Genomic DNA, 18,008 nt, shown 5'->3' on the forward strand with positions numbered 1-18,008 from the left:
CTCGCAATGTTCGTGTTTGGAAGTTGCCAGATTATAAAAATGAGACTATAATGCTGCTCTGCTGAACGGGGTAGGCAACCGAAACAATCGGGGCGTGGCGCAGCCCGGCTAGCGCGCTTGCATGGGGTGCAAGAGGTCGGAGGTTCAAATCCTCTCGCCCCGACTGAAACAAAGACCCTAAAGGTTCCAAAACCTTTAGGGTCTCACTTTATATAATGACCGAATCCATATCCATCCCACCCTTCAATCGTAACGCCATCCTTAGTTTTATCTTGGCAATCACCACCTTGCTGGCTCTCTGCGCAGGGATATTGCCCATCCCATTCACGATCATCATCTGCTATCCGCCCGGAGTCTTGTTTGCCATTGCATCCCTGTTCCTGGGACTCAAATCCCAGCGCGAACTTCGCACTGATGGCAAACGCGGACGTTCGTTGGCAGTGATGGCTGTGTGGGTGAGCGGACTGTCCATGCTGGCGTATGCATGCATGATCACGGCGGGGGTGATCCTCATTCCGCGGATCACGGAGTATGTGTCGCAGTTCATCTCGTCAATTAAATAGGATGTGCCTCCGTCGCATGCGCTTCGACTTCGGTCTTCGTCTTCGCTACGCTTCGCTCAGACCTCCGCTCAGCGCGGAGCAATAACTCCATCAATTAACACAACCTGATAATCCTGCTTGCGTTCCCATTCCCCTTCGATTATCCTTGTTCGTGGGAGTGGTTAGGTCCCGGTGGGTCTCCTGGTCTTCAACACCTGTGGCGGGTCGCGTTGCGAGCCGCGGTGGGTTCGACTCCCATCCACTCCCGCCTAATTCTTTGACGGTGGACCGTAGACGATAGACCATAGATGATGAACACTTGCGGTCTGTTGTGCATGGTCCACGGTCTATTGTCTATCGTCCGAACAAAGGTGCCTTTATGTCTTTCCCTGAATTAGAAGTATTGAACAGTCACGTATCCCGTATCTTTCATGTAGATGATGTCACTGCGGGCGACCCGCGTCAATGGCTGGTCCGTTATCGCGGACATTTTTTGAGCGAAGATACGGTCGCCGCTTACGATCAACTGGCTGATGCCGTCAACCCTTACGGAATCACCCCGCTCTTTCGCAAGGAAGGCGATACCCAAGTGATCTATCTTGCCGCCACGCCTGTGGTCCCCAAATCGTCTGCAAGAGTCACTGTAAACATCGTTCTCTTTGTCCTTACAGTGATCAGCATGATGGTAACTCTCGTGGATGTCCCTGCAAACATGACGTTTACCAGTGAAATGTCTTATTACATTTATAAGTTTCAACACATAATCTCTGGCTGGCCTTTTGCGTTGAGCATGATGGGCATCCTCTTTGCCCACGAAATGGGACATTACATTGCCTGCCGCATTTACAAAATCCCTGCTACATTGCCATTCTTTATCCCGGCACCGCTGATAAGCCCGTTGGGGACGTTTGGCGCGTTCATCGCAATGCGTGGTATCCCCAAGAACAAACGCATTCTCTTTGACGTTGGTGTAGCGGGTCCGATCGCGGGACTGGTGATCGCTGTCCCTGTGTTGTTCATCGGGTTGTCACTTTCTCATCTCGGTGTGATCGATCAGCCGCCTCCAGGCATGCAAGGTGTACTTGAAGGAAACTCATTGTTCTATTTATTTGCCAAGTATATGGTCTTTGGTAAATTACTCCCTGACCCTGTCAATTACGGCGGGCTCTCGCCAGTCTTGTATTGGATACGCTACTTCCTCACCGGCCAGCCGGTTCCCTTTGGTGGGACAGATGTGATGGTGCACCAAGTGGCATGGGCTGGTTGGGGTGGCCTCCTTGTGACCGCGCTGAATCTTGTCCCTGTGGGAACGTTAGATGGTGGGCACGTCGTCTATGGTCTCTTCGGTGAGAAAGCGCGCAAGATCTTCCCGATTGCAATAGGTGTATTGATCGCGTTGATGATATTGCCTGTGGTGCTTACGCTTTCGTTTACCTCATTCAACTTTAGCTGGTTACTGTGGGTGTTCATTCTTTTCTGGCTTGGCAACGTCCGCACACAGCCGCTCGATGATATTACTCCGCTCGATGTGAAGCGTCGTGTACTTGGGTATGTCATGTTGCTTGTCTTTATTTTGATCTTCACTCCAATTCCCATGGTGGGATATTAATGCAAAAGACGTTCGTCGCATTCGTCCTAATTGCTATCCTTCTTGCGGCTTGTGTTCCATCTACTTCAACGGATGTTACGCAAACGCCGTCCGTGGCCATTACGGAAAAGCCGTCAGTTACACAACTGCCAACGTTAGCAGTAAGCAGTTTGAACGTTGAGAAAGAAGCGTTGCGTGGGGCGCAGGTCACGGTTTGGCATCCGTGGTTTGGCGCGGAGGCGAGTCTCTTTGAGTCGCAGATCCAGCAATTCAACACAACGAACGAGTGGGGGATCGTTGTCAATGCCGAATCCAAAAATAATTTCAGCGAGGTGGTTGCGCAAACCGATGCCGCGTTGAAAGAGTCCAAGAACCCGAACGTTGTGATCGCGTTGCCTGAGCACGCCATTGGGTGGCAGGAAAATGTCGTTGACCTGAATACATATTTGCGCGATCCGATCTATGGCATGAGCGCGTTAGAGATGTCTGACTTTCCGTCTGTGATCTGGATGCAGGATGAGTTGGATGATCTGCGGCTGGGAATGCCTGCACAACGGACAGCGCGCTTCGTTCTCTACAACCAAAGCTGGGCGCGTGAACTGGGATTTGATTCTCCGCCTCAAACCTTTTCTGATTTTCAGTCACAAGCTTGTGCCGCACACAATGCGCTGGCTTCGGATGCAAATGCTGATAACGATGCACTGGGCGGTTGGTTGATCGATACAAATGCAACGACCACTCTTTCGTGGATGCTGGCTTTTGGCGGCAGTGTGCAGGAGGAAAAGGGATATCGTTTTCTCACGCCGAAAAATGTCGATGCATTCAAGTCGTTGAAGTTGTTGCAACAAAAGGGCTGTGCGTGGGTTGCCTCGCCCGATAGTTCGGTGTACGACCGTTTCGCTGGGCGACAGGCTTTATTCGCAACAGCCAGCCTTGAAGAATTCGTGGACCAAGCACGTTCGTTCGGTGCATTGGGAAGCAAAGATGAATGGATCGCCCTGCCGTTTCCCGGCACAGACCAAACTGCTTTTGTAGTGTATGGTTCCTCATTTATCGTGTTCAATTCAGATGATGTGACACAACTGGCCTCATGGCTGTTCATCCGTTGGATGCTTTCGGCGGAGAATCAGGCCAAGTGGGTACAGAGCACCGATCTCTTCCCGCTTCGCTCCTCAACGATGGATCTGCTCACAGACTATTCCGCTTCTCATCCACAATGGGCCGAAGCGGTTGCGTTCCTGCCAACAGGAAAGATGACTCCAAAACTTTCCTCGTGGAGGAACGTAAAGGTAATGATGGAAGATGCTGTTCGTGATATGTTCGATACGATCCGTCACCCCGAGTTGACCGATGGGCAGGCGCCCATTATCTTGAAGCAAATGGAAGATACAGCGCGCGATCTGAATCGGTGATATGGAGTTGTCCAATAGAGTGCTTTTAGCCACAGATACGCGAGACTTGGATGAAATTCGTTGACCACTCTGTGATCTGTGTCTTTGTGGCAGAATTTATTGTTTGCTTGTGCCAAAAGGAAAAATACCATGCCTCAATCTGAATACCGCGCCCGACAAGTAGGAGCCAAGACAAATGAAGTGGTCGAGTATGACCACGATGACTCAAAGCCCGGCAAGCCATTGCATATCCTGATCCCTGGCGGATTGGTGGCGTTGGGCGCATTGGGTGTCATTATCCTTGTCGCTTATTTGACATGGATCGAAGGACAAGTACAACAGAATCTGGGGATCGTCTTGATCGCGATCCTATTTCCGTTCTATGTGGGTGGTGTGTTCTTGTTCAGCTATGGCTATGAGTTGTATAACATTCCGCGCGCGCTCCGCTTGACGGCGATCATCGTCTTTTTGACGGTAGCGGCAGTGGTCATTGTGGCTGTGTTGTTCCTTGTATTGGCTGGCGGTGGAAAGGTCCCAAGTGGGTCCTCCAAAGAAAAATCAGCTTCCGGTGGAAGTTCCAGAGCACGCGTGAAGAGTAGTTCATCCTCTTCATCTAATGGGCCGAATCTTGGTAATGTCTTCATGTTGGGAAATATAGGAGGCAGTACCCATACACGCGAAGTGACGAGAGAAATTGTCACCGAAAAGAAAGTGGAAGTACCTGTGGCGCCACGGTCGGTGGATTGCCCGTATTGTCAGAGGTCGTATGTCCCTGCAGAACAGAAGTATGCCTGTCCTGCCTGCGGCGCGGCGACGCCGAAAGAGTTGATCGAAGAGTCGCAAGCGCCGAGGGAGAAATAAACCATAGGCGGGCGGTCTTCCTTGTAAATCACCTTGTGGTAAAATAGCGGCCGTACGCGGGAGTCGCCAAGTGGTAAGGCATCAGCCTTCCAAGCTGATATTCGTGGGTTCGAATCCCATCTCCCGCTCTAGGTAGCGGTTAGCCATTAGCGTTCAGCAAAAATGCTCGACTGCTAGTGGCTAAATGTTACTAGGGCCCATGGCGCAGCGGTTAGCGCAGGCGACTCATAATCGCTTGGTCGCAAGTTCGAATCTTGCTGGGCCCACTGATAGTTTTATGCTTTTGATTCACGAATGCCGCACTGAAATGCGGCGTTTTGTGTTAATACTGAAAACTCAATCAGGATAAAACCTATGAATCCCTATCTCGCCACCCTCCTCACCTTTGTCATTGCCATTGCCTTCCTCCGCCTTATGGACTTTTTCGCCCATCGCGGGTGGATCGAGAGCAAGTTGAGTCGCAAGTTCATTCATATTGGGACTGGCCCGATCTTTGTGTTGTGTTGGCTGATGTTCCCTGATTTGACCATGTCCCGTTACCTCGCGGCGCTGGTTCCGTTGTTGATCACGATTCAATTTGCTTTGGTAGGGACAGGGATCATGAAAGACGATGCATCTGTTCAGGCGATGACACGCACGGGTAATCCGAGAGAGATTCTGCGCGGACCGTTATTCTACGGGATCGTGTTTGTCGCGCTTACTGTCATCTATTGGAAGGATTCGCCGATCGGCATCACTGCCCTCATGATGATGTGCGGTGGCGATGGCGTGGCGGATATTGTTGGGCGGCGGATCAAGTCACCGAAGTTGTTTTGGTCGCGGGAAAAAAGTGTGGCGGGTTCGTTGAGTGTGTTCGCTGGGGGAGCGTTACTCAGTGCTCTTATCTTGTTCGTCTATGTCAATGTCGGTATCTTCGCTTCGCCGTTCACAACGTATTTGCTCCCCATCTTTTGGATCGCTCTCGGCGGGATGTTGATTGAGTCACTTCCGTTCAAGGATGTGGACAATATCACACTGACCGTTGTCACCGCGTTGATCGGGCATTTGGTTTTCTAAAAAAAGACCCTAAAGGTTTGATAAACCTTTAGGGTCCCATGCTAGTCGCCCTTATCCTCATCCTTTTTCAAGATCATTACTTTGTAGCTCTCAGCATATTTCATATCTTTATCTTTCGCATCCTCGGCCGCCCATTCGGTCATCCACTTCCCAACTTCATCCACAGGGACCTGGCTCACATGTTGTTGAAGCGCTTTGATCTTGACATCAAGGGTCTCGGTAATGTCAACCCAAGTGTCGGCTTTGTCCATGCCGTGGATGTAGAGACGCTTGACTTCATGCGGCTCATATCCCGCCGGTAGCAGGTCCGCAAAGATGAGCCGACTCCCTGCTGATGGAAACACTGCTGTACATGCCGCTTCTGCGGCCGCGCGATGATCGGGGTGATTGAGATACTCATTGCCGTAAAACCATCCCTCAGGATTCCCTGTCAAAACAGTATCAGGCTTGAATTTACGAATGAGGCGCGTGAGTTCCTTGCGAAGTGCGATGGTCGGTTCAAGTTCTCCATCTGGATAGTGCAGGAAGATCGTTTCCCGAATCCCTAAAATGGCATTGGCCGCCAATTGTTCTTTCTCACGTAACTCCGCAAGGACGGGTTTATAGTCCGCATTTTTTGATGGATCGTTCGAGCCTGAGTCGCCACTGGTGATGATGACCGAGATGATCTCACATCCTTGTTTTGCCCATTTGGCCAGCGTGCCGCCGATGGAAAATTCCTGATCGTCAGGGTGCGCGTGAATGCTCATGACAATTTGGGGTATATATTCGTTACCCATAAAGTTTCTCCTGTCTTTTATATGCTGACATGTGTTTCTGATAACGAGCTGGATTTTACTCGAAAGCAAACTCGTATGTATGTGTAAGACTTTTATCCTTGTAGGTGTCTAGGCCTAGGTCACGTGAGTGGGTGTATAATCCCGCGCTTGTGTGAACTTATATAATGCCTGTTTTGGACATAACATTGAAAGGTATTCAAGAATGACTGTTGCTGTAGAAAATAAACCAAAAGGACTCGAACCCAAATGGAGAGTTCTGATCTCCGTTATGTTCGGTATCTTCATGATCATTTTGGATTCGACGATCGTGAATGTTGCCTTCCCTACGTTACGCCGTGAATTTGGTGTGTCGCTAGCAGACGCACAATGGGTGTTGAGTATTTACGTGCTGGCGTTGGGAGTTACCACGCCGGTCTCTGGCTTTCTTGCTGACCGTTTCGGGATCAAGCGTATGTATCTGCTGGGACTCTCGATCTTTGTCGTCGGCTCTTTCTTATGTGGGCTTGCTCCTTCCCTCGGTTGGCTGATCCTCGCCCGAGCCTTGCAGGGATTCGGTGGCGGCATGGCCCAACCTTTGGGACCCGCACAACTCTATCGCGCCTTTCCGCCTAAAGAGCAAGGCACAGCCCTCGGTTATTTCGGAATCGCATTGGTGTTTGCTCCCGCTCTCGGCCCGATCTTGGGCGGTTGGTTGGTGGATGCTAATCTTTGGCGCTTGATCTTCTTTATCAATATTCCCATCGGCATTGTGGGTGTCTTCCTTGGTTCTCGCTTCCTGCTTGATTATCAAGTGGAAAGCAAGCCATCTTTTGATCCATTGGGTTTGATCACGGCTGTGATCGGTTTTGGATCCGTGTTGTATGCGGCTAGTATCGCTGAAATAAATGGCTGGACTGGCTCCAACACGTTGCTGTTCTTCGGCATCGGCATTGTGGCGTTGATCGCGCATGTGATCGTTGAGTTGTATTTTGCCAAAGAACCGATGACGAATTTGCGCTTGTTTGCAAATCGGACGTTCCTCAATTCCGCACTCGTGGGTTATGTGGCCACCGTTGCGTTGTTCGGTGCGGAATTTTTGATGCCCATTTATCTGCAAGCCTTCCGTGGGCGCACTGCGTTGCAGACTGGTTTCATTCTGCTCGGCGTCGCGCTTACATCGGGTATTGCTACACCGCTTGCAGGTCGTCTATACGATAAGATCGGGCCACGCATGAACCTGATCGTGGGCTTTGCCATTTTGTGTTTCAACACTTGGCAACTCTCCATGATCCAAGGCGATACCCCCATCACATATATTTTCTTCCTGCTTGCCGTCCGCGGATTGGCAGTGGGGCTTACACTTCAAACCTCCTTTGTGGCGGCGCTCAGCAGTGTGCCGCTCAATCAACTGCCGCGTGGCTCCTCTTTGATGAACAGTACGCGCTTTGTGGTGCAGGCGGTTTCAGTGGCGGCCTTGGCAACTGTTTTTTCCTCCGCAGTCCCAGCCGAGATCAGAGCGCAACAGGATGAGATGCAGGAAACACAGACAGCTTCAACTGTCCACTTTGGGATCTGTGAGACGCCCGGAGTCAAAGCTGAAGATAACCTGCCACCTGGTACGGACGCTACGCTCGCCTCTGTGCCTACGGCGATGGTTGGTGCGGCTAAAGAGAAAATTTTATCTGCCCTCAAGCTTGCCTGTGACTCAGGCATGAAAGGCTTTGAGGATGCCTATCGCCTTACATTCTTCGCTTCGATTGCCGCATTGATTGTGGGAGCCTTCCTGCCTGGCTGGCCCGGCAAATGGGGCGGACGTGGCTCCATGCAAGGCGCAGTCCCCGGCGGACATTAATACTCTTAACTTGAAACCAACAGCGGAGACCAATACCGGTCTCCGCTGTTTTTTTTCATTTGTTTCTCGTGGATAAAAAGCAAAGTACAATTTATGTATGAAAAGGGAAACTCAATCAAAACACAGATCATTTTTGACAAGACTTATTATCGTAGTACTGCTTGTTGGCTTTTATGATTCAGGTGTAAAACCTGCCCAAAATGTATATGCCTACTCAGCTGTAAGTGAGCGACCAGTATTTCTTGCCTGGCCTCTTCCGAGTTATGTTGGGGTCGCGCGTATTTCCCAATTCCCTAATACACCTTGGACATGGAATTATTTGGGCTTGAACCCTGGTCAACAGTGCCCTCCCGCATTTGGGTATTTACTCAATGCTGAATTCTGGAGTGTTTGGAAAGATACTTCGCTTCCTGAAGAACAAGATATGGCAAAAGCAGACCCTCATAATTTCGAAATGGTGAACTGCTATTCCACTTTAGGCCCTGCTGGGGAAAACGGACATGAAGCAACAGATATTAAAGCTCCCGCTGGTACACCTACTTATGCCAGCGCGGATGGTAAAGTTGCTGGCTGGCGATTTGCTGAAGTCAACACGATGGTTGTTTTAAAGCATTGTTTGGGTGGTCAATGGGATGTGGATGGTAATTGTGCAGGCGGTAGGAAGTGGTACACCACCTACATGCATATTATTCCAGATGACAATCTGCTCCAAATGGAAAAGGATGTAACAGAAGGCACGCAGGTTGGCACGATCTATAACCAAGGGGATAATTCACACCTTCATTTTGAAGTGGGAGTGGACCAGCGTTCCTATTTCAACTATGTTAATCCATGGGGTAGAGACGAACCTCCTTGGGTAGGTTGTATGTGGAAGGATCAAAGCTTATGCATACAGTCAAACCTGGGATATAGACGGGTTGGCATTGTTGCTCAATCTGGTCGCTTTTTTGTACAGGATGATAACTTGACCTTTGCTGAGATATTTGGCGTAGATGAGGTAAAACAGTTTAAGATGGCTGGCCATCGTATTGCGGTTATGGACAAAGAAGGCTATTTGTTTGCAAGAGATGTTGAATTCAAAAGAGTAGTGCCGTTCAGCTATGATTTTGTGTTGAATTGGGTAAATATCGGTAATGACTTTGTAAATTATCAAATTACAGAGAATAGGATTGCGCTCCTTGATACCGACGGGGTCTTGAAGATCAAAGAAGGAGAGCTAAGCGGTGAATGGGCCCTGCAAGTCGATAATGTACTCTCCTATTCAATTTCTAAACATCGTCTGGGAATACTTACCACCACAGGTGAATTGAAAGTCAAAGAAGGCGGATTGAACACTGATTGGATTCATATCGCAAGTAATGTCAAAGACTTTCAGTTGTTAGATAGCCGTATTGCTGTGGTGGACCTGCAAAACAATTTATTTGTTCAGGAAGGTGCGCTGACCAATGAGTGGAAACCCATGGGGACGAAGATACAAGCTTTTCAACTCTCTGGAACACGTATTGCTGTTATGGATTCGCTTGGAAAGTTGATGGTCAATGACGGGAATTTGCGAGCCGCGTGGGTTTTGCAGGCTGAAAATATCCAACGATTTCAGTTGGCAGATAATCGAATCGTGATTCAGGATAAAGATGGGAAGTGGAAGATCAAGATAGGTGACCTGTATCAACCCTGGAAAGATTTCGCTGGGTTTTCTGCACAGGACATTAAGTTGAACGGCGAGTTACTTGTGATGCTTGAATAGCAGGATTGTTATTTATTTTCCCGTTCCCAGCGCTGAATCGCATTCTGCAAATAGACTAATCGCGTGGCGTTCGGTTTTTGCCCGCGTTCAAACTCAATGAGACGTTCCACTACGGACCTATCTCCTCCTACCTTCTTGAGCAGGTCATCAAACAGAGACGCCTCTCTCAGCGCGCCCGTGAACAACTCCTCAGCGATATGCGGTTCCCCGCGCAACTTCCCCCACATGGACTCAGCCCACAGTGCTAATTTATTCTTAGGCCGGGGAGGCGCTGGCTCATTCAAATCTATATGGGGAAATGGATTGACCAGATACACACTGCAATTCGGGCACTTCAACAGATCGTGATAAATGTATGCGCCGCAATTGCCGCATTCCACTTCATCGTCTTTAGGTGGGGGAGTGATGCTGGTAGGCATACCTAAACTTTTTTCGTAAAGATCCACAGATCATCGCCAGGTTTATAGTAATCCTTGATGACCGCTTCTTGGGCGCACCCTGTACGGAAGTAAAACTCTCGTGTGGACTCATACTCGGGCGTCCCTGATGTTTCGATGATGATGAGACGCCCACCCAGTTCACGGATCGCTTCCTCGCTGGCGGTTAACAAGGCACGTCCTACACCTTTGCGTCGCGCATTCGGATCAACTGCGATCCAATACAGATCGTACACGCCATCGGTCAGGTCGCGGTAGCCAAAAATCGCATATCCAAGGATTTGGTCATCTTCCCGGTACACAATGAAGTGATAGCCATCGCCTTCTGTGCCATATTTGATGTAATCATCGAACATCTCAGGGACGCAGTCAATTTCTTCCTGGCTGAATACCCCTGCTCGTGCTGTAATGTCGTGGATTTGTGCTTTGTCTGCTTTGGTTGCTGTGGAGATCATATTGGTTCCATACGAAATTTATTGTAAGTTTATTATACTGCGGGTAGTGTAAAGTAAAATGCCGATCCTTGCCCCATGTACGACAGGCAAACTATTTTATATCTCTACCTTGACCCCACGCTCCAGAATTTGCCCTTTTACTCATACTTTGGATATCCACATCGAACATCACAGAGATTGAGATAATTTCGGACACACCCAGTCAGTAGCTTATTACTCTATATCATTTTTGTGAAGCCAGATCTCAATGGTGTTTTTTAGATTTTTTAAACCGACGGGCTTACTTAAGTATTCATTTGCTCCTGCGTCAATACAACGTTCCCGATCGCCGGGCATGGCCAGGGCTGTTAAAGTAATGATCGGCGTAGTAGCGAAGCGCGGATTGGCCCGCAATTTACGGGTGGCATCCAAGCCATCCATGACAGGCATTTGTATATCCATCAAGATAATATCTGGACTGGTTTCTTCAGCTTTTTTGATCGCCTCTGCGCCATCATATGCATTCACGATGGTATAGCCATGATTTTGCAAGTACTCGCCAATGGTGAGAATATTCGTTTCGTTATCTTCCACCAAAAGGATCACACCATGGGTGGATGATTTTTCTTCTTCCGTATGAGTTTGCTTCGTAAAAATGGGTTCCAAGCCCAGGATAATGCGCTCTTCTTGTACGACGGCGTCCTGTCCCCACGGAATGTTGACAGTAAAGCGACTACCTTTACCAACCTCGCTTTCTACCTCTACACTACCACCATGCATATCGGTCAGCCTTTGAACCAGTGTCAATCCCAGGCCTGTGCCTTCAAACTGACGGTTAAGCGCGCTATCTACTTGTACGAAAGGTTGAAATAACTTCCGTAAGTTATCTGGCGTAATGCCAATACCGGTATCACTTACTGAAAACTGTACGGTATCTCTTTCTGGATACGCACGCACCTCCAATGTGACCTGACCTCTTTCCGATGTGAACTTGACAGCATTGGACAGTAGATTAACCAGCACTTGCTTCAAGCGTCGTGCGTCAGCGTAGATCTTTAGATCCTCTGTGTTTGATTCGTAAACAATATCAACGGACCTTCGCAAGGCTTGTTCCCTTACAAAAGCCATACTTGATCTACATAAGGTACTCACGTCCACGGTTTGTGGATAATAATCCAACTTGCCAGCTTCGACCTTGGATAGGTCGAGAATATCGTTGATCAAATCGAGCAGGTGCTGTCCGCTGGATTCGATGGTTTGTATATATTCTTGCTGGCTATCATTGAGAGGACCTCGTGTTCTTTCAAGCAGGGATTCAGACAGACCAAGGATACTGTTGAGCGGAGTGCGAAGTTCGTGACTCATATTCGCGAGAAATTCACTCTTGACGCGGTTGGCGTGTTCCAACTCAATGTTGGTTTGGTTCAATTCCGTGGTGCGATTGATTACGCGTTGCTCAAGCTCGGCATTGAGAATGCGTAAATCTTCGATCAAGTTGTTTTGCGAGATGGCAATTGCCACTTGATTGGCAACTTCACGTCCTAGGTGTATGCTTTCCTCGTTGAAGAAGTTGCGGGTTTCAGAGAACATATCGAATGTCCCGATCAACTTCCATTGGGAATAGAGTGGAAGGATGCATACAGACTGCAAGCCTGCTTTGAGCAAGGTTTGAAATTGAGGGATGGAAGATGGTGCCTCGTCTAACTCTGTGATGACAAGTTGTTGGTTTTGAGAAAGTGTTTTGCCTAGATCATCGAATAGCTCCAAAGGCAGGTGTGCTTCTTTTTGTAATGAGGTTTCTAGATTGCCTTTCGCGCCGATGATTTCTGCTTCATTTGCTCGCCAATCGAACAGCGTCAGGGTCACACTGTGACAACCAACTAACTGACGTACATGAATCAAGGCCGTATCTATAATATTTTCCAACGAATGGGAAGTGAGAATGGCAGTATCGATTTCATGAAGGACTTTCAGCCGTTCATTCTGAAGCTGAATTTTCTCCTCTGCCTGCTTGCGTTCCGTAATATCTAGCATACTGGAAAGCAGGCAGGCCTCGTTATTAAAGTTGATGCCCTCCAGAGATGCCAATACAGTTCGGTGTTCACCGTATTTATTCTGAATGGTGATTTCATAGTTGTAGAGTGCCCCTTTTGCCTGCAATTGTCTTATGACTTCCTGACGTTGCTCGGGGTATAGATAAATATTAAACTCGGTTGTCAGGTGTCCAATAAGTTCCTCGCGCGTATATCCTACAATATGGGTATATGCTTCATTCACTTCCAAATATTTTCCATCCGCAAGGCGGGTGACCAAGAGTGCGGCAGGGCTCGAACGGAAAGTCTTTGAGAATTTCTCCTCGCTCTGCCTAAGTTGTTGTTCTGCCTTTTTTCGTTCAGTGATATCACGTCCATAGATGTTTACGTAGCTCTCATTAAAAATGGGGGTGATGGTAAGAGAAAAAGTTCTGTCAGATATTGTTGTGTCAACTTCTTGTTGAGAGCGAGATTTCAGGACCTCCTCAACTTTTTTCAACCAGAAGGTTGGGACTTCCTGACCGATGACTGTACTCCATTCCTTGAGTATAGGCTGGCTGGATTGGTTGGCGTATAAGATCGTGCCAGTATCACTGATTCTCAATACAGGAAATGGATTCTCGTCGGGGAACTTTGCCATATTCCTGATTTTCTCTTCCGCTTGCTTTCGCTCAGCTTCCGTTTCCATTGTGTCCAGCGCAAAAGAGATATCTAATCCCATCTCGTCAAACAATTTCAATTCCTCTTCGGCTTGGAAAATGCCCCGCTCGACCGATATCATGACCAAGATGCCGATTGTTTTTTCTCGAAGTCGGAATGGGACAGTTGCTAATGAATGGAAGCCGAATTTTTGAACCACATCGTGCAATGCCTTTGTCCGTTTATCGGTTTGCACATCCTGGCTGGTAACAGCTTTTGATGTATGCATTGCTTCCACGATCACACCATTGAGAGGCGTTTTTGCGTAGATGTTTATGACCGGGAATGGCCAGCGCACTATATCTGCCCCCATGCCGCTTACCGCCACCGGTTGGATATCACCCGTTTTTTCATCTAGAAGCCCAATCCAGGCTAGGGCTAATTCTCCGAATTTCAACACGACATCACAGATGCTTTGGTAAAGTTCTTTGTGACTTTTCACGTGCACAATGATCTGGTTTACCTGGCTCAAAGTGGCGTACAAACGTTTCATTTGTACGATCTGCTTTTCAACCTGTTTGCGCTCGGTGATGTCGCGATTAATGGCAACAAACCCAACCGGGTTGCCTGTATCATCTTTGACTTGAGAAACAGATGACAGCACAGGGAAATGGCTACCATCTTTGCGGTTCTGGATAACCTCGCCTTTCCATATCCCATCCTCGACCAAGCTTTTGATAGCACTGTCTCTCGTAGTTCCATCTACATATTCGCTTTGAACAAATTCCCGTAATGGATGACCTATAACTTCTGATGCGTTCCACCCGTATAGTGCTTCTGCTCCTGCATTCCACTCCAAAATAATAAAGCTCATATCCGTGGAGATCAAAGCGTCGGAGATGTTATCTACCAGACTGGCAAGATACAAACTACGATCATGTTCCTGTTTGTCTTTGCTGACCATGCTTGGTTTTGTTTTCGCCTTCATGTTGTTCCTTTATACCTACCAACCTGAAACGCCTAACAAGTGCTTGAATGAGTTGTCGATGAATTAATTAGCCGCCTGATTTATTGAAAAGAGTTGTTAAACCTCAGAAAATGGGAGTAATGGATAATTACATTACGTTATACTGCGATGTAGTTGCGAAGAGGGGCATCTTTCCCGAGTTATGTCCAAAACCCTTTGGTGGTCGGAAACCGCTCCAGCACGCCATTCCTGCACTTGATATCAGCACAAGTGACAGGAAGTAGAGTGTATTCTTTGGGAGGGTGATATAGTCTTTTCTTTTTCTTGTCCATTAGAGACGTTAAGATGCAAAAACAGTATAGCACTCCCACAGCGGCAAAGTCAATCTCATTTTGGGTGGATGTGTCTGTTCGCGCCGTGATATTTGTACTTTAGTAGCGGGGAAGGGCAAGAATATTACCCTATGTATTTTTACTTTGTAATAAGTTGTTGATGGTTTCAGCCAGGTCTTTCAACCTCACTGGTTTGCTCATGTATTCATTGGCGCCTGCTTTAAGGCAACGCTCGCGGTCACCGGGCATAGCCAGAGCGGTAAGAGCAATGATCGGCGTGGTAGCGAAGCGGGTATTCAGTCTTAATTGTTGAATCGCTTCCAGCCCATCCATCTCGGGCATCTGAATATCCATCAAAATAAGATCTGGTGATAATTCTTTTGCACGCATGATCGCTTCCTGCCCGTTATGAGCGATAACCACTTCATGCCCTCGATCCATCAAATATTCTTGAATTGCCATAATATTGGTTTCGTTATCTTCAGCAAGCAGAATACGACTATGTTTTTTGGCGCTGACTTCGGAGATGTTTACATCGTCAGCGGGACCTGACTGCATTTCTTCTTTTTGGCTTTGCGGTTCATTCTCGCTCCATGGCAAGGTGACTGTAAACTGACTTCCCTTACCGGGCTCACTTTCCACTGCTACACTGCCGCCATGTAGTTCTGTCAATTTATAGACAAGTACCAGACCCAATCCTGTCCCTTCGTATTGGCGGGACAGATCGCTGTCCAATTGTGTGAAGGGGGTAAACAACTTTTTTATGTTTTCCTTTGAGATACCGATCCCATTGTCTTTTACCGAGAATAGGATGCGATCCTTTTCGGCATTGGTTTGTACTTCGAGAGATACACTTCCATATGCTGGCGTAAATTTGACTGCGTTACTCAGTAAATTAACTAATATTTGCTTCAAGCGTTGAGAGTCTGCCCAAAGCGTCGAAATGGAAGACTCGTTTTGATATTCCAGCGAGATGGATTTTTTCATAGCCGCTTCTTTGACAAAATTCAGGCTGGATTCACAAACATCTTTTACAAAAACGAACTCAGGGCGAATTTCAAATTTCCCTGCTTCGATCTTGGAAACCTGAAGGATGTCATTGATCAGGTTCAGCAAATGTTCTCCGCTGGAATGGATCAATTCGATATATTGCTCCTGTTTTTTATTGATGGGACCACGCCTTTGTTCGAGCAGAGATTCTGAGAAACCTAGAATGCTGTTGAGAGGCGTCCGTAATTCATGGCTCATGTTTGCCAGGAACTCATCCTTGGCATGATTGGCATGTTGCAGTTCAAGATTCAATCTGTGGAGTTCTGCTGTCCGTTCTTCTACACGGAGTTCGAGATCCAATGCATGTTGTTGGACACGTTTCCACAAGCGCGCATTATCAATGGCAATAGCGATTTGCCCTGCAAGTGACCCCATGAAATCCAACCATTCTGGTTTGGGTTGTATCTGTGAACGATGAAAAATTTCCAATACGCCCACCACTTCGCCTTTGGCGATCAGAGGGATGCCAAAGTAGGAAATGAAACCTTCAGTCGAGAAGGTAGGGGAGCGTTGAAAATCGATCCCTTTATTTTTTAGGTCTTCGATATAGACCATTTGTTTGGTGAGTGCGGCCTTGCCTGCGAACCCCTCTCCCAAGTGTAGATGCGTATATTTCAAAGCAGGTGATCTCAAGCCTAACCCAAATTCGTACTTCAATGTTTGTTCCACTGGGTCGATCAATAGGACAACAGAAGCGTCCACGCTGAGCTCAGTGAGCAAGTGTTGAAGTGCCACACTCAGTACCCAGTGCACGTTCATGCTTCCGGCAATGGCTTGCTCTATTTTTCGAAGCGTTGTCAGGCGTTTGAGTTGTTGTGAAATTTTGTCTTCTGCCAGTTTTCGTTCCGTGATGTCCTGAATTTTAGAGATGAAGAACGAAGGTGCGCCATCGCTTTCTCGGACCATGGAAACGCTAAGGGATGCCCACACGAGATGTCCATCTTTGTGGATGTACCGTTTTTCCATTTGGTAGGTTTTGATGTGTCCAGCGCGCATATCGGCTACATGAGCAAGATCAGCTTCAAGGTCGTCAGGATGCGTGATGTCCTGAAATGATTTGGCAAGAAATTCTTTGGGGGAATATCCCAGCATTTTACATATGCTGTTGTTGACTTTCAAGAAATATCCATCCAGTGCAACCAATGCTTTTCCGATGGCGGCATATTCAAAGGCGCTTGCAAACTTTTCTTCGGATTGTAACAATTCCTGTTTTGCATGTTTCTGTTCCGTCATATCACGGACGATCACTGCAATTACCCGCCCGCCTCGAACATCTAAAGGATTAAGACTGATCTCTACAGGGAATTGACTTCCATCCTTGCGTTGAGCAAAAAGTTCCAGGTGTGATCCCATTTGCCTTGTGAAAGGTTTAGCACTGTAACTCTCCCGGTGGCTTTGATGCACTGCACGGAGATTTTCGGGCATCAACTCTTCCACTGATTTGCCCAAGAGATCCTCTCGTGTGTAGCCAAACATTGTTTCTGCTTGTGAATTGACTAAAACGATCTTCCCATCAAGACCAACCATGAAGATGCCATCGGGAGCCGCCTCTGCAAGCCCATGAAACATTTCTTCAGCCAACTTGCGTTCAGAAATATCACGGTTGACGCTGACGTACCCACTGATGTTGTTATTCTCATCGTATAGGATCGTGACAGAAATCTCACAGGGGAAACGAGTTCCATCTTTTTTTAGCTGGGTTACTTCTCCAAACCAAAACTTATCTTTATGAACGATCTCATGATATCTTTCCTTGTTGAAGGGGCGATTGGTTTGTGTCTGCAAGAGCTGTTTTACATCTTTCCCCAGCACCTCTTCAGATCGCCAGCCATATATGGTTTCTGCGGCGGCATTCCAATAGAGCACCTGATAATCTTTATCAGAAGCAACGACCGCATCCCTTACCTTTTGTAAATAATATTCTTGAAGGGGTATATCTGTAGGCAGAGAGTTTGTTGCACCCGTGGCAGTACGCTGGCTTGATGTTAGGCTCCCTTCCAGTTCCATCAACCTGTGCTTCAGGATTTCATTTTCCTGAAGAAGTTCTTCTTTAGTTTGTCTTTTGGATTTTGCCGGTGTCATAGACCCCCTTCTTCGCTCTTTGTGCAGAGTGCCAACAAGAAAGCCTCCATTTTTAACTACTTAAACTACTCAGTTTATGGGTAATGCGTGACATTAATAATATGGTTCGTGTCGCAAGTATATGATGAATAAAGCATAAACTCAATTGCAATATCGGTACACGCGACATCGCGCATCAGACTTAAATTGGGGCTGTTTCATGATATTGAGCCGCTTCTCCGCTGGAGATATTTTTCTCCTCT

Annotated in this window: 12 protein-coding genes and 4 tRNA genes; 11 read left to right on the plus strand and 5 right to left on the minus strand. The window is 47.6% G+C overall.

Annotated elements, in window-relative coordinates; all coding sequences use genetic code 11:
* The first annotated feature begins 88 nt into the window (after positions 1 to 88).
* The 9 genes from IPP66_11315 to IPP66_11355 all read left to right on the plus strand — a co-directional run bounded on the left by IPP66_11315 (position 89) and on the right by IPP66_11355 (position 5,438).
* Positions 89 to 163 (plus strand) — tRNA-Pro (locus IPP66_11315).
* A gap of 52 nt (positions 164 to 215) precedes the next feature.
* Positions 216 to 563 (plus strand): hypothetical protein, encoded by a 348-nt coding sequence (locus IPP66_11320; GenBank protein MBK9925870.1) that lies wholly within the window; start codon positions 216 to 218, stop codon positions 561 to 563.
* Positions 564 to 716: 153 nt separating this feature from the next.
* Positions 717 to 810 (plus strand) — tRNA-Sec (locus tag IPP66_11325).
* Between the two features lie 111 nt (positions 811 to 921).
* Positions 922 to 2,151: a site-2 protease family protein gene (locus tag IPP66_11330; protein ID MBK9925871.1), complete on the plus strand. Its 1,230-nt coding sequence runs from the start codon at positions 922 to 924 to the stop codon at positions 2,149 to 2,151.
* Positions 2,151 to 3,542: an extracellular solute-binding protein gene (locus IPP66_11335; protein MBK9925872.1), complete on the plus strand. Its 1,392-nt coding sequence runs from the start codon at positions 2,151 to 2,153 to the stop codon at positions 3,540 to 3,542. The genes IPP66_11330 and IPP66_11335 overlap by 1 nt, the downstream gene beginning before the upstream one ends.
* A gap of 129 nt (positions 3,543 to 3,671) precedes the next feature.
* Positions 3,672 to 4,382 (plus strand): hypothetical protein, encoded by a 711-nt coding sequence (locus tag IPP66_11340; GenBank protein MBK9925873.1) that lies wholly within the window; start codon positions 3,672 to 3,674, stop codon positions 4,380 to 4,382.
* 56 nt (positions 4,383 to 4,438) lie between these two features.
* Positions 4,439 to 4,510, plus strand: a tRNA-Gly gene (locus IPP66_11345).
* A gap of 65 nt (positions 4,511 to 4,575) precedes the next feature.
* Positions 4,576 to 4,648, plus strand: a tRNA-Ile gene (locus IPP66_11350).
* Between the two features lie 88 nt (positions 4,649 to 4,736).
* Positions 4,737 to 5,438, plus strand: a complete 702-nt coding sequence (locus IPP66_11355) for a phosphatidate cytidylyltransferase (GenBank protein ID MBK9925874.1) — start codon at positions 4,737 to 4,739, stop codon at positions 5,436 to 5,438.
* Positions 5,439 to 5,479: 41 nt separating this feature from the next.
* On the opposite strand, the gene IPP66_11360 is transcribed toward IPP66_11355, so the two are convergent.
* A complete protein-coding gene (locus IPP66_11360) occupies positions 5,480 to 6,217 on the minus strand; it encodes a PIG-L family deacetylase (protein ID MBK9925875.1) in 738 nt (245 codons plus the stop codon).
* 202 nt (positions 6,218 to 6,419) lie between these two features.
* On the opposite strand from IPP66_11360, the gene IPP66_11365 reads away from it, so the two are divergent.
* Both IPP66_11365 and IPP66_11370 read left to right on the plus strand, forming a co-directional pair.
* On the plus strand, positions 6,420 to 8,048 hold the full coding sequence (locus tag IPP66_11365) for a DHA2 family efflux MFS transporter permease subunit (protein ID MBK9925876.1): 1,629 nt from the start codon (positions 6,420 to 6,422) through the stop codon (positions 8,046 to 8,048).
* 133 nt (positions 8,049 to 8,181) lie between these two features.
* Entirely contained in the window at positions 8,182 to 9,792 is a 1,611-nt protein-coding gene (locus IPP66_11370; protein MBK9925877.1) for a M23 family metallopeptidase, read from the plus strand.
* Positions 9,793 to 9,800: 8 nt separating this feature from the next.
* Here the strand turns inward: IPP66_11370 and IPP66_11375 are convergent, their stop codons facing one another.
* The 4 genes from IPP66_11375 to IPP66_11390 form a co-directional block, all read right to left on the minus strand.
* The gene (locus IPP66_11375) at positions 9,801 to 10,211 is read right to left on the minus strand and encodes a hypothetical protein (GenBank protein ID MBK9925878.1); all 411 of its coding nucleotides are present in this window, start codon (positions 10,209 to 10,211) and stop codon (positions 9,801 to 9,803) included.
* A 2-nt stretch (positions 10,212 to 10,213) separates the two neighbouring features.
* A complete protein-coding gene (locus IPP66_11380; GenBank protein ID MBK9925879.1) occupies positions 10,214 to 10,684 on the minus strand; it encodes a GNAT family N-acetyltransferase in 471 nt (156 codons plus the stop codon).
* Between the two features lie 213 nt (positions 10,685 to 10,897).
* Positions 10,898 to 14,323, minus strand: a complete 3,426-nt coding sequence (locus IPP66_11385) for a PAS domain S-box protein (GenBank protein ID MBK9925880.1) — start codon at positions 14,321 to 14,323, stop codon at positions 10,898 to 10,900.
* A gap of 440 nt (positions 14,324 to 14,763) precedes the next feature.
* Positions 14,764 to 17,766 (minus strand): PAS domain S-box protein, encoded by a 3,003-nt coding sequence (locus IPP66_11390; GenBank protein ID MBK9925881.1) that lies wholly within the window; start codon positions 17,764 to 17,766, stop codon positions 14,764 to 14,766.
* Positions 17,767 to 18,008: the final 242 nt, after the last annotated feature.

This window comes from Candidatus Defluviilinea proxima (genome assembly GCA_016721115.1).
Taxonomy (GTDB): domain Bacteria; phylum Chloroflexota; class Anaerolineae; order Anaerolineales; family Villigracilaceae; genus Defluviilinea; species Defluviilinea proxima.